This window comes from Aestuariimicrobium sp. T2.26MG-19.2B (assembly GCF_950101875.1).
In the GTDB taxonomy this organism is placed as follows: domain Bacteria; phylum Actinomycetota; class Actinomycetes; order Propionibacteriales; family Propionibacteriaceae; genus Aestuariimicrobium; species Aestuariimicrobium kwangyangense.
In genome coordinates, this window is record NZ_CATNLW010000001.1 from 1,021,466 (window position 1) to 1,035,629 (window position 14,164).

A 14,164-nucleotide genomic window follows, 5' to 3' on the forward strand; every position below is an offset into this window, starting at 1 on the left:
TGCCCGCCCGATAGATTGGGCGCGTGAGCATTCATCTGCGCCGGATCACCCCCGACGAGCACCTCGGCTTCATCCGTGAGGTGTCCGCACCGGGGTCGACGTTCCCGACCACAGTGAGCTTCCTGCAGACACCGGCCTGGGCGAAGGTCAAGCCCGAGTGGACGTCGGAGTCGCTGGGTTGGTTCGAGGGGACCGAGCTGATTGGTGTCGGGCTGGTGCTGTACCGGCTACTGCCCCACGTCAGCCGGTTGGGACTGAGGAGTTCGCTCGCCTACCTGCCCGAGGGCCCCGTTCTCGACTGGACTCGTCCCGATGTGCCCGAACTGCTGACGGCACTGGCGAAGCACGCCCGCGAGCGGGGAGCCTTCGGGCTCCGGATCGGCCCCACCCTGCCTCACCAGAGCTGGGGGCCGGAGACCATCAAGACAGCGATCGCCGACCCTGCGATCACCCGGCTCTCGCAGGCAACCGCCGACCACACCGACCACGCGGCGACCCGGCTCGCCAACCAGTTGCGCTCACTGGGGTGGAAGGCACCCAAGGACGGCGAGGGATTCCAGGCCGGCCAGCCCAAGTTCAACTTCCAGCTGCCCCTCACCGTCGTCGACGAGGAGAGCGGCGAGCGGCGCCAGAAGACCCCCGACGAACTGCTCAAGGGCATGAACCAGCTCTGGCGCCGCAACATCAAGAAGGCCGACAAGTCAGGTGTCGAGGTCACCCGCGGCACCCGCGACGACCTGGCCGCGTTCCACACCGCCTATCTCGAGACCGCTGCGCGGGACGGGTTCACGGGTCGTCCGTTGTCGTACTTCCAGACCATGTGGGATGCCCTCACTGACGAGGACCCCGACCGGATGCGTGTCTACCTGGCCCGCCACGAGGGCGAGCTGGTGGCGGCCACGACCTGGGTCGGCGTCGGACGGCACTGCTGGTACTCCTACGGCGCCTCGACCAACGCCAAGCGTGAGGTGCGCGGCTCCAACGCCATCCAGTGGCAGATGATCCAGGACTCCCTCGCCGCCGGCGGGGAGGTCTACGACCTGCGCGGGATCACCGAGGGTGTGGCCGAGGACGACCCCGAGATCGGGCTGATCCAGTTCAAGGTGGGCACCGGCGGTCAGGCCGTCAGCTACGTCGGCGAGTGGGACCTCCCGCTGATCTGGCCCGTGCACCGGGCCTTCACCCTCTACATGGAGCGACGCGCCGGGAAGAAGCCGACCGCATGAGCCTCACCCTGCACCTCGACACGGTGGCGTGGCGGGACCACCTGTCGTCCGTCGCCAGCCGCACCCCCGGCCTGGTGCCGGTGGCGAAGGGCAATGGCTACGGGTTCGGCCTTCCCCGACTGGCTCGGGAGGCGACCCGGTTGGGGGTCGCCACGTTGGCCGTCGGGGTCGCCGACGAGGTCGCCACCGTTCGGGACGACTGGTCGGGTGACATCGTCGTGCTCACCCCGTGGGCGTCCCACGACCCGGTCGCAACCGAACTGCTCGACGACCCGGGCGTGATCAGCACCGTGGGTCGCCTCGATGACCTGCGCACGATCGTCCGCGAGCACCCCGGTGCCCGGGTCGTGGTGGAGGTGCGCACCTCGATGCAGCGCTTCGGCGTCGAGCCGGCAGAACTCCCGCGGGTCGCCGACCTGTTGCGTGAGCTGACCTTCGAGGGCTGGACGATCCACCTGCCGATGGTCGGACCCACCCTCGACGAGGCACGTCGGCTCGCCACGTCGGCCCTGGCCGTGGCGACCGGGCCGGTCTGGCTCTCGCACCTCAGCCCCCGCGACCACGACACCCTCAACGGTGAGCTGGGGGTCGAGACCCGACTGCGGTTGGGGACGAAGCTCTGGCTCGGCGCACCCCAGACCCGGAGGGTCACGGCCACCGTGCTCGACCTGCACCCCGTGAGTCGCGGCGACAAGGTCGGGTACTGGCAACACCGGGTGTTGACCGACGGCTGGGTGGTGGTCGTCTCCGGCGGAACCGCCAACGGGGTGGCGATGACGGCACCGTCCGCCGGCGCGACCCTGAGACAGCGCGCCCAGGCGGTGATCCTCGGAGGGGTCGACGCGACCGGACGAGCCCTGTCGCCCTACACCCTGGCGGGCCGCAAGCGGTTCTTCGTCGAACCCCCGCACATGCAGTCCTCGCTCGTCTTCCTGCCCGGGGCGGGAGCCGTGGCCATCGGTGACGAGGTGCCGGTCGAGGCGCGGCTCACGACCGTGATGGTCGACCGGATCATCGACTCGTCCGACAGACCGGACTCGTCCGACAGACCGGACTCGTCCAACAGGCCCGACCAGCAGACCCCGGAGGAGAACCAGTGACCGACCCACGTGAGGCCTCACAGACGACTGACGAGAAGCGTCTCGTGCTGGTGATCAACCAGTACGCCTTCCCCCGCGAGTACGGCGGCATCACCCGCAACTTCGACATGTTCACCCGGCTGAAGAAGTGGACGCCTGCGATCGTCGCGACCAGCCGCCACCACCTCACCGGCGAGACCATGACGGCCGTGGACGACCGGTTCACCCTCATGCCCGTGCCCGCCTACTCCGGCAACGGTGCCGCCCGGCTGGTCGGCTGGGGGGTGTTCGCTGCGGAGGCCTTCGCGGTGGGACTCGCGAAGCGTCCGAGGTTGGTGTTCGGCTCGTCCCCGCAGTTGTTGGCCGCAGTGTCGGCCGCACTGGTCTCGTGGTTGTCGCGGGTGCCCTTCGTGCTCGAGGTGCGCGACCTGTGGCCCGAGTCGCTGGTCGCCGGCGGTGCCCTCGAGCGCGGCTCGACGATGCACCGCGTGCTGGTCGAGGTGGAGCGGCGCCTCTACCGGCACGCCGACCAGATCGTGGTCGTCACCAAGGGCTGGGAGGACCACTTCGAGGCCCTCGGCATCGACGTCGACAAGGTCAACGTCATCTCGAACGGGGCCGACCTCGCCGAGTTCGAGGGCACCGAGACCAAGGACCAACTGCGCGAGGAGTTCGGGTTCACCCACTTCACGTGCATCTTCTCGGGTTCACACTCCCCCTACGTGGGGCTCGACCTGATCGTGGACGCCGCCGAGCACCTGCCCGACGTCGACTTCGTGCTGATCGGTTCCGGGTCGGGCAAGCAGGCAGCCATCGATTCCGTCGAGGCGAAGGGGCTGACCAACGTCCGCTTCCTCGACCAGATGCCCAAGGACCGCATGGTGCGGGTGCTGCGCGCGGGCGACGCCGGTCTGCACACGGTCAGCCCCCAGTCGGTCTTCGACAAGGGCATGAGCCCCAACAAGTTGTTCGACTACATGGCCGCCGGTCTCACCGTGGTGTCGAATGCGCGGGTCCCCCTGCGTGACGTGATCCAGGACGACGAGGTCGGAGCCGTCGTCGAGCCGAATGACCTCGTCTCGGCGATCGAACGGGTGCGGGACGCCGACGAGTCCACCCACCGGCGCTGGCGGGAGCGGTCGCGGCAGTTGATGGTGGAGCGGTTCAGTCTGCAGGCCGCCGCCGACAAGCTCGAGGCGGTGCTCGACAAGGCCTTCGCCGCTCACTGAGTAGACTCAGCCGACGACACTTCCCCAACACCGCGGAGGAACCTTGACGCGCGAGGACAACTTCGCCAAGGCACAGAAGCTGCTGATGGTGGTCGCAGAGGCGGCGATCTTCACGGCGGTGCTGTTCTTCTCGGCCGTGCTGCGGTTCGGGCTGCGCAACCCCGTGCCCGCCCGCAACCTCGATGCCATCACCTCGACCTTCAGCTTCGCGCTGGTGGCGTTCGTCGTGGTGAGCGCGTTCTCGGGCATCTACGTGCTCTACAACAAGACCCCGCTCGACCTGGTGATCATCACGCTGATCAACCAGATCATCGTCTCGGGCCTGATCGGCGTCACCACCTTCTTCGGCAACTTCTTCGCGTTCCCGCGCGGTGTGATCGTCATCAACCTCGTGCTGGGCTTCGTGGTGCTCTCGATCTGGCGGGTGCTGGTCTACGCGATCTACCGCAAGGTGCGCGGCAACAAACGGGTGATGGTGCTCACCATCCCCGACCACGCGTCGAGGGCCGTCCGCAACCTCACCTCGAACCGGGCCAGCCGACACCGCCTCACCCACGTCGTCGACGGCAACTACGTCGAGCACCTCCAGCGCCACCTCGACGAGTACGACTCCGTGCACGTCTCGGACCTGATCGACGCCGGCACCCGAGGGGCCATCGTCGACTACCTGCTGGGACAGCGCAAGGAGGTCTTCTTCACCGCCGACTTCAACCGGCTGCTGATGATCAACCCCAACATCATGTCGATCGAGGACGAGTCGATCGTGTTGGTGACCCCCTTCAAGATCCCCGCTGAGTACGAACTGCTCAAGCGCGCCGGGGACTTCCTGGTGGCCCTGGTCGGGGTCGTGCTGACTTCCCCCATCTTGGTGGTGACGGCGCTGCTCGTGAAGGCAACCTCACCCGGTCCCGTGTTCTACCGGCAGGTGCGGATCACCAAGAACAACCGTCGCTTCGACATCCTCAAGTTCCGGTCGATGACCGCGGACGCCGAGAAGCAGTCGGGACCAGTGCTGGCCACCGGCAACGATGCTCGGGTCACCGGCATCGGCAAGTACCTGCGCTCGATGCGGATCGACGAACTCCCGCAGCTGATCAACGTGCTCAAGGGTGACATGTCGCTGGTGGGGCCGCGGCCGGAGCGTCCGTTCTTCGTCGAGCAGTTCACCGAACTGAACCGCCACTACCCGTTGCGGCACAACGTGCGTGCCGGCGTCACGGGCTACGCGCAGGTGTACGGCAAGTACGCCAGCGACTTCGAGTCGAAGCTCAACTTCGACCTGCTCTACATCAAGCGCTACTCACCGGTGCTCGACCTCAAGATCATGCTGCAGACGGTCAAGATCCTGTTCGACAAGGTGTCCTCGGCTGGTGCCGACGAGGAGCAGGCGGTCGAGGGCATCACCCTGCCCTCGGGCACCGTGGTGCTGCACTGAGCTCGCCATGACGGTCGAAACCAGGCCGAACCGGATCAGCCCAGTGTCTCGACCAGTCCCACCAGCTTGGTGGCCTCGGCCTCGAAGCTGAACTCCTGCTCCACGGCCCGTCGACCCCGACGACCGAGTTCGGCGCAGCGCTCGGGATCATCCAGCAGCGACCTCAGTTCGCGGACGACCGCCTCGGGATCGTCGGAGTCGACGAAGACACCACCCTCACAGCCCCCGAACAGTTGCTTCCACGAGGCGAAGTCGGTGGCCAGGAAGGGGACCCCCGATGCCATGTACTCGAAGACCTTGGTGGGGATCGAGTTCTCGTAGTTGGGCAACCTCTTCAGGAAGATCAGCCCCACCCGGGCTCCGGCGATGATCCCGGGGAGTTCGGACGGGGGCACCAGTCCGCGGTAGTCCACCTGGGGACGCTCGATCTCGGACTCGGGGACGAGCAGTCGTCCGGCGAGCACCAGGGTCGCCTCCGGTGTCTGTTCGATCGCGTGGACCATCAATGACGCCCCGCGCTCCTGGGTCAGGTCGCCGGTGTAGACGGCGGTGCGGGGGTTGCGGGCGACATCGACGACGGTGAAGTCCCGACCCCACGGCAGGTTGCGCACGGTCACGACCGGACGGTCCCGGCCCCCGCGGGTGGGTGAGAACGAGGCGGCAATGTCATCGGTGGCCGTGACGATCGCGGCACAGTTGGCGTCCGCGAGGTGCAGCAGTTGCCGCGCCACGGGGTTGATCAGCCTGGCCGTGCGCGGACCGAGCCACGGCTTGGTGGTCAGTTGCTTGACGAGGTCCTCGTGGGCGTCGTAGATGAGCGGCACGCCCCGGGTTCGGGCGAACGTGACCCCCATGGGGATCAGTTCGGGGTCGTGAATGTGCACGAGGTCGGGCTTCAGCTCCGCGACCTTGCGCCAGCCCTCCCATTGCGAGCCGAGCAGTCGCCTCGCGCGCGAACGGCGCTGGATGGCGTGCACGTGGACGCCGTGGGTGACCCTGTCCTCGTCCGCGGAGATGACCAGATGCACCTCATGCCCGGCCTCGGCGAGTGCGCGACATTCCTTGTTGACGATCCGGTTGTCCCAGTCGTGGTGGACCGTCGACAGGTGGACGATGCGCAAGGTGTCAGTCCTGACCGGGCTGCGCCAGCAGGACGCGGGCCACCTCGGCTGCGGCGCGGCCGTCGCCGTAAGGGGCCGAGGGGTCCGCTGCGGGGGCGGGGCGAGCGGCCGAGGTGGCCAGTTGCGTGAGTTCGGGGTCGAGGATGTTCCAACCGTTGTCCACGGTCTCGCTCCACTCGGTCTCGGTACGCACGGTGGTGCAGACGGTGCCGAGCAGGAAGGCCTCCTTCTGCAGACCGCCGGAGTCGGTGACCACCCCGTCGGCGTGGACGACAGCGTTGACCATGTCGGGATAGGCCAGCGGCTCGATCACGTGCAGGTTGCCCCGTTCGAGTGCGATGCCCTGCGACTCGGCTCGCGCCTTCACCCGCGGGTGCACGGGCAGGTAGACGTCGCGGTCGAGGGCACCGAGTGCATTGAGGACGGCGGTCAGGCGCTCGGGGTCGTCGGTGTTGTCGGCGCGGTGGATGGTCGCGAGGATGAACGGCCGGTCGTCCGGGATGCCCGGGACAGGACGGGGTTGGGCCAGCACCGCGTCACGCACCTGCAGGCAGACATCGGTCATCACGTCGCCGACCAGCACCGAACGCCCGGCGAGGCCTTCGTCGGCCAGGTGCTGCATGGCGAGTTTGGTCGGGGCGAGGCACAGGTCGGCCGCGTGGTCGGTCATCACGCGGTTGTGCTCCTCGGGCATGCGCCGGTTGAAGGACCGCAGTCCGGCCTCCAGGTGGGCCACCTTCATGTGCATCTTCACCGCCGACAAGGTTCCGGCGATGGTCGAATTGGTGTCGCCGTAGACCAGCACCCAGTCGGGGGCGAGGTCGGTGAGGATGGGGTCGAGCCCCTCGAGCATGCGTCCGGTCATGGCGCCGTGGGTGCCGCCGCCGACACCCAGGTGCACGTCGGGGGCGGGGATGCCCAACTCCACGAAGAACGAGTCCGACATGTTGACGTCATAGTGCTGCCCGGTGTGGACGATCTTGTGGTCTATCCCGGCTTCGGCGAACGCCTTGGCCACGGGGGCGAGCTTCACGAACTGAGGACGGGCTCCCACGATGCTGACGACGCGCACCAGGACTCCTTTGCGGCGGGGTGCCAGCGGAACCGCTGACCAGACGGGCCCACTCTAGCGAGAGGGGGCCCGTTCACCGCCGCACCGTGTGGTCGCAGGGGCGCGTGGCCCCCAGATGCTCTGGGATGGTGGGGGAACCCCTCGCCACCGTGCGTGAACCACAGGAGATGCCATGTCGTCCGCACCCTTCTTCAACAACCAGATCCGATGGCAGGAGCGACTCACCCCGCCCGATCGGGTGCGTGGGTTCGGCACGCTACGGGCCGGCGTCACCGGCACGTTCGCCCACCTGATGCTGCCCGACAGTGCGGACGAGACGGTCGCCCACCTCGGGGCGGCCATCGACTGGGTGCGCAGGATGGGTGCTCTCGACGCGATCGTGTGGTCGCACACCCCCGACCCAGGACTCGACCTCACCCTGCTGGCGGGTGGCTGGCGGGTCGGGTTCGAGCCGTGGTGGATGGTGGCCGACCTGCGAACGGACGCCGTCCCTGCTGATCCTGATTCCTGCTCGCCCGCATGGCCGGGCGTCGTCCGCCTGGGCCGGCCCGATGACATCGCGCCGCTGCTCGCGGCGGCGGTTCCCTACGCCTCCGCGCCCCAGTTGGAGCAGTTCGCGCGGCAGACTGACGACATCCACTGGCTCGTGGCGGACGAGGACGGTCGCGCCGTCGGGCAGGCGGTCGTCCACCTCGACGACCATGGCTGGGCGGGGTTGTTCAACGTCGGCGTCGCCGACCAGTACCGCCGCCGGGGAATCGGTGGGGCGCTGACCGCCGCAGCGGTGCGCACGGCTCGTGATGGTGGCGCCACCATGATGGGCCTCAACAGCACCCCGATGGCCAAGCACGTCTACGAGACCGCGGGATTCCGCCAGGTCGGGGTCGGCCAGACCTGGCTGCGCTCGACGAACCGGTTGCTCGCCGACCCACCCGAGCACGAACAGGCTGGGGTGCGCGCCATCGGGTCGGGGGCGATCGACAGGTGGCAGGCTGACGTGCCGGAGCTCTTCTGGTGCGGCCTGTCGGGCCAGCAGTTGGCGGCCCGCTTCGGACAACCAGAGGTACTGCACGCCCTGGTGCGGCGCGGTCAGGTGCCCGACCTGGTCGCGATGTGGAGCCTCGGCCTCACGCGGGAGGCCACCGCCGCCGCAGACGACCCGAGGGCTCGGGAACTGGTCACCCAACCGTGGGATGCCCGTCCCCTGCACCACGCGGCGGCCTCGGGGAACGAGGGGCTCACGGTCGTGCTGCTCGGCGCCGGTGCCGACCTCACAGCCCGTGACTCGCAGTTCCACGGCACCCCACTGGGATGGGCGGTGGCAACGGGGCATCCGCGGATCGCGGAGTTGATCCGGGCGGCCGGTGGCCAGTGACCAGTGACCAGTGACCAGCGACCAGCAGTGACGCACGGATCGCGGTCGCGGCGCTCCGGGCGGGTGGCCCGTCCCTAGAGTGGAGATGCTCGCAAGCACCACCCGATTCCTGGACGAAGGAGCCCCATGAAACTGCTGCGCATCGGACCCGCCGGGGCCGAGAAGCCGGCTGCGTTGGTCGGTGACGACGCCTACGTCGACCTGTCCGACGTGGTGCCCGACTTCAACGAGGAGTTCTTCGGACGAGGGGGCCTCGAGACCCTGCCGTCGGTGATCGCTGAACGGGCGGGGGACGCTCGTCCGATCGGCGACCAGCGCATCGGCGCGCCGATCGCCCGTCCACACCAGATCTTGTGCATCGGTCTCAACTACTCCGACCATGCGGCCGAGACTGGGCAGAAGGTGCCGGCCGAGCCGATCCTGTTCACGAAGTCCCCCAACACGTTGATCGGACCCAACGATGACGTGCGGATTCCCCGCAACTCGGTCAAGACCGACTGGGAGGTGGAGTTGGGCATCGTGATCGGTCGCCGCACCAGTTACCTCGACACCGTCGAGGAGGCCGCGGACCACATCGCCGGCTACTGCGTGGTCAACGACGTCTCGGAGCGGGAGTTCCAGACCGAGCGTGGCGGCCAGTGGTCGAAGGGCAAGTCGTGCGAGACGTTCAATCCCGCAGGTCCGTGGCTGGTCACCCCCGACGAGATCGCCGACGTGAAGGGCCTGGGCATGTGGCTCGACGTCGACGACCGTCGGATGCAGAACGGCTCGACGGCGACCATGATCTTCGACCCGCTGTTCATCGTCCACTACCTCAGCCAGTTCCTGGTGCTGGAGCCCGGCGACCTGATCAACACCGGCACGCCCCCGGGAGTGGGCCTGGGCATGAAGCCGCCGCAGTACCTGCACGGCGGAGAGGTGATGCGGCTCGGCATCGACGGTTTGGGCGAGCAACGCCAGCGGGTGCTGCCGCCACGCTGACCGTGAACCGGTCGGGCTGACCCGTTCCGGCTTCCCGACCCGCCTGACGACCCTGTTCGGGCCCGCCAGGTCATCCAGAAGCCCGATCGGTCGCCTCGGGCCCGGCACCCGCAGGACTGCCGCGGCTCGAGCCGCACACAGCCGTCGTGGAAAGCCCCCGCGATCTCGAGGATCGCGGGGGCTTCCGGGTGCTGCGGGGTGTGGCGCTCAGGCCTCGCCGTCACCGATCACGATGCGGGTGACCCCGGCCCAGTTCTCGGCCTTGGACGAGTGGCGACCGTCGACCAGGACCTTGACCCCGGGGTAGTCGGCTGCCGTGACGTCGGCGTACTCGGGGTGGTCGGCCTGGATGATGACCGCGTCGACCGGGGTGCCCGGGGTGTACGGGTCGAGGTGGTGGGCCGACAACTCCTCGGCGGTGTACATCGGGTCATCGACCAGGGCCACCGCGCCGCGGGCCTGCAGGGCCGCGAAGGTCGGGAAGACACCCGAGAAGGCCGTCTCCTTCACCTTGCCGCGGTAGCTGGCGCCCAGGATCAGCACCGTCTTGCCCGCCAGCCCACCCAGGGCGCCCTCGGCGGCCGAGACGGCGTGCTCGGGCATGGTCATGTTCGCCTCGCGTGCCGTCCGGACGATGGTCGCGTCGGGATCGGTGTACAGGTACAGCCGCGGGTAGACCGGGATGCAGTGGCCACCCACGGCGATGCCGGGGAGGTGGATGTGCGAGAAGGGTTGCGAGTTCGAGGCGGCGATCACCTTGAAGACGTCGATGCCGTTCTTCTCGGCGAACTTCGCGAACTGGTTGGCCAGGCCGATGTTGACGTCACGGTAGGTGGTCTCGGCCAGCTTCGCCATCTCGGCGGCCTCGGCCGACCCCATGTCCCAGACACCATTGGTCTTGGGGGCGAGGTCGGGGCGGTCGTCGAACTGGAGCACCTGCTGGTAGAAGTCGATGGCCTTCTCGGTGCCCTCGGCCGACAGTCCTCCGACCAGCTTGGGGTACTTGCGCAGGTCTTCGAAGACGCGGCCGGTGAGCACACGCTCCGGCGAGAACACCAGATGGAAGTCGACGCCCTCCTTGAGTCCGGAGACCTCCTCGATCAGCGGCTTCCAGCGGTTGCGGGTGGTGCCCACGGGCAGGGTGGTCTCGTAGCTGATCAGCGTGCCTGCGCCGGGCTGCAGGTGTTCGGCGAAGGAGCGGGTGGCGGCCTCCATCCAGCCGAAATCGGGCTGCCAGGTGTCATCGTTGACGAACAGCGGGACCACGATCACGATGGCGTCGGACCCGGGGATCGCCTCGGAGTAGTCGGTGGTGGCGCGTAGCTTGCCGGCGGGAACCAACTCAGCCAGCTTGTCCTGCAGGTGCGCCTCGCCGGGGAACGGCTCGCGTCCCTGGTTGACCAGGTCGACGACGCGCTGCTGCACATCGATGCCGACCACCTCGTGACCCGAACTGGCGAATTGCACCGCGAGCGGCAGGCCGATCTTGCCCAGCGCGACGACCGAAATCAACATGGGTATCCCTTCGTGGAAGTCGTCTGCGATCCTACCGGGACACGTCGTGGTCACGCGGACGGGTGCCTGCGAGAATCAGGCTCACGATGTCGTTCGCAACCCTCGCCCTGATCTGCGTGGTCGCGCTGCTGGGCCCCGCCCTGGCGCTCACCCGCCGGCTGCGGCTGCCGGTCGTCATCTCGGAACTGGCGGTCGGCGTGGTGCTGGGCGTGACCGGATTCGGGCTGCTGCACCCCCACGACTCCACGTTCTCGTTCCTGGCCAACGTCGGCTTCGCGATGGTGATGTTCATCACGGGAACCCATGTACCGCTGCGCAGTCCCGGACTGTTGTCGGGTCTGGGACGCGGGGCCATGCGCGCCGTGCTCGTTGGCCTGCTGGCCGTCCCGGCGGGATGGGGTCTGGCGACGGCGTTCGGCACCGGACATGCTGCCCTCTACGCGGTGCTGCTGGCCTCGTCCTCGGCTGCCCTCGTTCTCCCCGCGCTGGGATCGACCGAGGTGACCAGCCGGCCCGGCCTCGAGATGCTCGCCCAACTGGTCGTGGCGGACACCGCCTGCATCATCGCGCTCCCCCTCGTGATCGAACCATCCAGGGCGGGACGAGCGGCCGTCGGCACAGTGACGGTGGTCGTGGCGGCCGCGGTGGCCTTCCTGGTGCTGAAGAAGCTCACCGACCACGGACGCCGCCGCCGCGTGCACGACCTCAGCGAACAACGCGGGCTCGCGATCGAGCTGCGGGTGACCCTGGTGGTGCTGTTCACCCTGGCTGCCCTGGCGACCGCCACCCATGTGTCGGTCATGCTGGCCGGCTTCGCCTCGGGACTCGTGGTGGCCGCGATCGGTGAACCCCGCCGGGTCGCGCACCAGATGTTCGCCCTCACCGAGGGCTTCTTCGCCCCCATGTTCTTCGTCTGGCTGGGAGCATCCCTCGACCTGCGGGCCCTGGCCCAGCACCCCACGGCGATCGCGCTCGGAGCCTGTCTGGGAGTGGGGGCGGTGGTCGTCCACTGTGTGGGGACCCTCACCCGACAGCCGTGGCCGCTCGCCGTGACCACCGCCTCACAACTGGGCGTACCGGTGGCCGCGGCCGCGCTGATCGCGCAGCGGGAGGCCTCGTCCTCGGCCAGCCTGCTGGCGGCCGGGGAACCCGCGGCGTTGCTGCTGGGGGCGCTCGTGACGATGGCCGGGGTGTCGCTGGTGATGCCCCGCGTGGTGCGGTTGGTCGGCCAGGAACCCCCGGCCCCGTCATCGTGAAGCCGTCATCGTGAAGCCCCGTCAACAGGAAGCGGTCGAGTCACCGACTCAGGGGCGGAAGTCCTCCTGCACCGCCTTCAGCCGGGCCGCGTCGAGCTTGTGCTTCCGGTCGAAGGTGAGCATTCCGTTCAGTTCGGTGCCGACGTCGGTGAGCTGGGTCCAGCAGTAGCCCTGCCACGGACCCTGCTTGAGCGCCTCGATCAGGGCAGCGGTCTCGGCGAGCAGCTCGTCCCCGTTCTTGACGGAGTGGTAGCCCCACCCGTCGTCGTCGGAGAGTGACAGTCCACCGAACTCCGTCATCAGCCACGGTGCGTCCTCGGTCACCTCGTCGCCGACGACGAGCCGACGCCCTGCCGGCGGGCGGACGGCCCACGCATCGTCCTCCTCGAACCCGGTGGCGACCTGGTCGGGGGTGCGGTAGTCATGCACCGCCATGATGTCGGTGGCGACCTGCTCCCACCCGTCGTTGCCGACCACGGGACGACTGCCGTCGATGGCGTGGGCCAGGTGGTACAGGGTCGCCTGCAGGTGCTGCTGCAGAGGGCTGGTCAGGTCGTTCATGCCCCACGACTCGTTCATGGGCACCCAGGTCACCACGCTGGGGTGGGAACGATCGCGGGCGATCAACTCGGTCAGCATCGTCGAGAGTTCGGCCACCGAGTTCGGCGTGAACGAGTAGGCCGAGGGCAGTTCGTCCCAGACGAGGAAGCCGAGCACGTCGGCGGCGTACAAGAACCTCGGATCCTCGATCTTCTGGTGCTTGCGGGCACCGTTGAAGCCGAGTTCCTTGGAGAGTTCGATGTCGCGGACGAGCGCCTCTGCGCTCGGCGGGGTGAGCCCGGTCTCGGGCCAGTAGCCCTGGTCGAGCACCAGCCGCTGGGGGTAGGGGCGACGGTTGAGGCAGAGGCGACCGTCGATCACCTGGATCTCGCGCATGCCGGCGTGGCTGCTGACGGTGTCGACCACCTCACCGCCCTGCTTGACGACGACCTCGAGCTGGTAGAGGTTCGGACGATCGGGGCTCCACAACTTCACCCCGCCTGCATCGATCAGGTCGTCACCACGCAGTCCGGCGTGCTGCTCGCGCAGGCTCAGGGTGATGGCTGCCCGGCCACGTCGGTCGATCCGTGCCGCGCCCCAGGCGACCGGGGCACCCTCGAAGGAGGCGCTGACCTCGACCGTGACATCACCTGAACCCGCCTCGGTGAGGGGCTCGGGCAGGACCGCCTCGACGTGCAGCAGGCCTCGTCCGATGTCGGGGGTGCTGACCAGGTCGACCACGTGGGACGGGGCGACCGGCTCGAGCCAGACCGACTGCCAGATGCCTGTGGTCGGCGTGTACCAGATGGACTCGTTGACGCCGTACCAGTGCTGCTTGCCGCGGGGCTGGTCCATGCGCGTGTTGTCGTCGACGACGCGGACGACGAGGTGGTGCTCGCCCTCCCGGGCGAGGAGTCGCGAGACCTCGGTGCGGAAGGGGGTGTAGCCGCCCGAGTGGTGGGCGACGTGCTCGCCGTCGATCCAGACGTCGGCCGCATGGTCGACGGCCCCGAAGTGGAGCATGACGTGCTCACCCTCGCGGGTGTCGTCGGGGAGGGCGACTGCTCGGTGGTACCAGACCACGGGAGTGTGCTGGTGGCCGGTGACACCGGACGCCTCCCACTCCGGGGCGAAGGGAACGGTGATGGTTGCCCGGTCCGGAGCCACCGGCCAGACGTGGTGCCAGCCCTCGGCGAGGCCCTGGTTGTCGGGGTCGCGGACGAAGTCCCAGGGCCCGTCGAGGCTGGTGAAGCGGTCGCGCCGCAGTCGTGGACGGGGATGATCGATCCGGAGGGACATGGAACACCTTTCGAATGCTGACGACTCGGTCACTTA

General features: G+C 68.5%; 11 protein-coding genes. 7 read left to right on the forward strand and 4 right to left on the reverse strand.

Annotation, left to right across the window (positions count from 1 at the left end):
• Nucleotides 1–23: 23 nt before the first annotated feature.
• The 4 genes from QQZ11_RS04520 (at nucleotide 24) to QQZ11_RS04535 (ending at nucleotide 4,969) form a co-directional block, all read left to right on the forward strand.
• Complete coding sequence (locus tag QQZ11_RS04520; RefSeq protein WP_446698814.1) at nucleotides 24–1,226, forward strand: lipid II:glycine glycyltransferase FemX; 1,203 nt, start codon at nucleotides 24–26, stop codon at nucleotides 1,224–1,226.
• Nucleotides 1,223–2,326 (forward strand): alanine racemase, encoded by a 1,104-nt coding sequence (locus tag QQZ11_RS04525; RefSeq protein WP_284548928.1) that lies wholly within the window; start codon nucleotides 1,223–1,225, stop codon nucleotides 2,324–2,326. Before QQZ11_RS04520 ends, QQZ11_RS04525 begins: the two co-directional genes overlap by 4 nt.
• Entirely contained in the window at nucleotides 2,323–3,534 is a 1,212-nt protein-coding gene (locus tag QQZ11_RS04530; protein ID WP_284548929.1) for a glycosyltransferase family 4 protein, read from the forward strand. Before QQZ11_RS04525 ends, QQZ11_RS04530 begins: the two co-directional genes overlap by 4 nt.
• An 85-nt stretch (nucleotides 3,535–3,619) precedes the next feature.
• On the forward strand, nucleotides 3,620–4,969 hold the full coding sequence (locus tag QQZ11_RS04535; protein WP_342395076.1) for a sugar transferase: 1,350 nt from the start codon (nucleotides 3,620–3,622) through the stop codon (nucleotides 4,967–4,969).
• Between the two features lie 35 nt (nucleotides 4,970–5,004).
• On the opposite strand, the gene QQZ11_RS04540 is transcribed toward QQZ11_RS04535, so the two are convergent.
• Together QQZ11_RS04540 and wecB are read right to left on the reverse strand one after the other, a co-directional pair.
• Nucleotides 5,005–6,090, reverse strand: a complete 1,086-nt coding sequence (locus tag QQZ11_RS04540) for a glycosyltransferase family 4 protein (RefSeq protein ID WP_284548932.1) — start codon at nucleotides 6,088–6,090, stop codon at nucleotides 5,005–5,007.
• A gap of 4 nt (nucleotides 6,091–6,094) precedes the next feature.
• Nucleotides 6,095–7,162: a non-hydrolyzing UDP-N-acetylglucosamine 2-epimerase gene (wecB, locus tag QQZ11_RS04545; RefSeq protein WP_022909056.1), complete on the reverse strand. Its 1,068-nt coding sequence runs from the start codon at nucleotides 7,160–7,162 to the stop codon at nucleotides 6,095–6,097.
• A 172-nt stretch (nucleotides 7,163–7,334) separates the two neighbouring features.
• Here wecB and QQZ11_RS04550 point away from each other — a divergent pair, with 172 nt between their 5' ends.
• Nucleotides 7,335–8,537: a GNAT family N-acetyltransferase gene (locus QQZ11_RS04550; protein ID WP_284548934.1), complete on the forward strand. Its 1,203-nt coding sequence runs from the start codon at nucleotides 7,335–7,337 to the stop codon at nucleotides 8,535–8,537.
• Between the two features lie 126 nt (nucleotides 8,538–8,663).
• Nucleotides 8,664–9,518 carry a fumarylacetoacetate hydrolase family protein gene (locus QQZ11_RS04555; protein ID WP_284548935.1) on the forward strand — a complete coding sequence of 285 codons (855 nt, stop codon included), beginning with the start codon at nucleotides 8,664–8,666 and terminating at the stop codon, nucleotides 9,516–9,518.
• 207 nt (nucleotides 9,519–9,725) lie between these two features.
• Here the strand turns inward: QQZ11_RS04555 and QQZ11_RS04560 are convergent, their stop codons facing one another.
• Nucleotides 9,726–11,033 (reverse strand): nucleotide sugar dehydrogenase, encoded by a 1,308-nt coding sequence (locus QQZ11_RS04560; protein WP_284548936.1) that lies wholly within the window; start codon nucleotides 11,031–11,033, stop codon nucleotides 9,726–9,728.
• Nucleotides 11,034–11,119: 86 nt separating this feature from the next.
• Here QQZ11_RS04560 and QQZ11_RS04565 point away from each other — a divergent pair, with 86 nt between their 5' ends.
• On the forward strand, nucleotides 11,120–12,289 hold the full coding sequence (locus QQZ11_RS04565) for a cation:proton antiporter (RefSeq protein ID WP_284548937.1): 1,170 nt from the start codon (nucleotides 11,120–11,122) through the stop codon (nucleotides 12,287–12,289).
• Nucleotides 12,290–12,337: 48 nt separating this feature from the next.
• Here QQZ11_RS04565 and QQZ11_RS04570 read toward each other — a convergent pair whose 3' ends face one another.
• Nucleotides 12,338–14,128: a glycoside hydrolase family 2 protein gene (locus QQZ11_RS04570; RefSeq protein WP_284548938.1), complete on the reverse strand. Its 1,791-nt coding sequence runs from the start codon at nucleotides 14,126–14,128 to the stop codon at nucleotides 12,338–12,340.
• Nucleotides 14,129–14,164 lie beyond the last annotated feature (36 nt).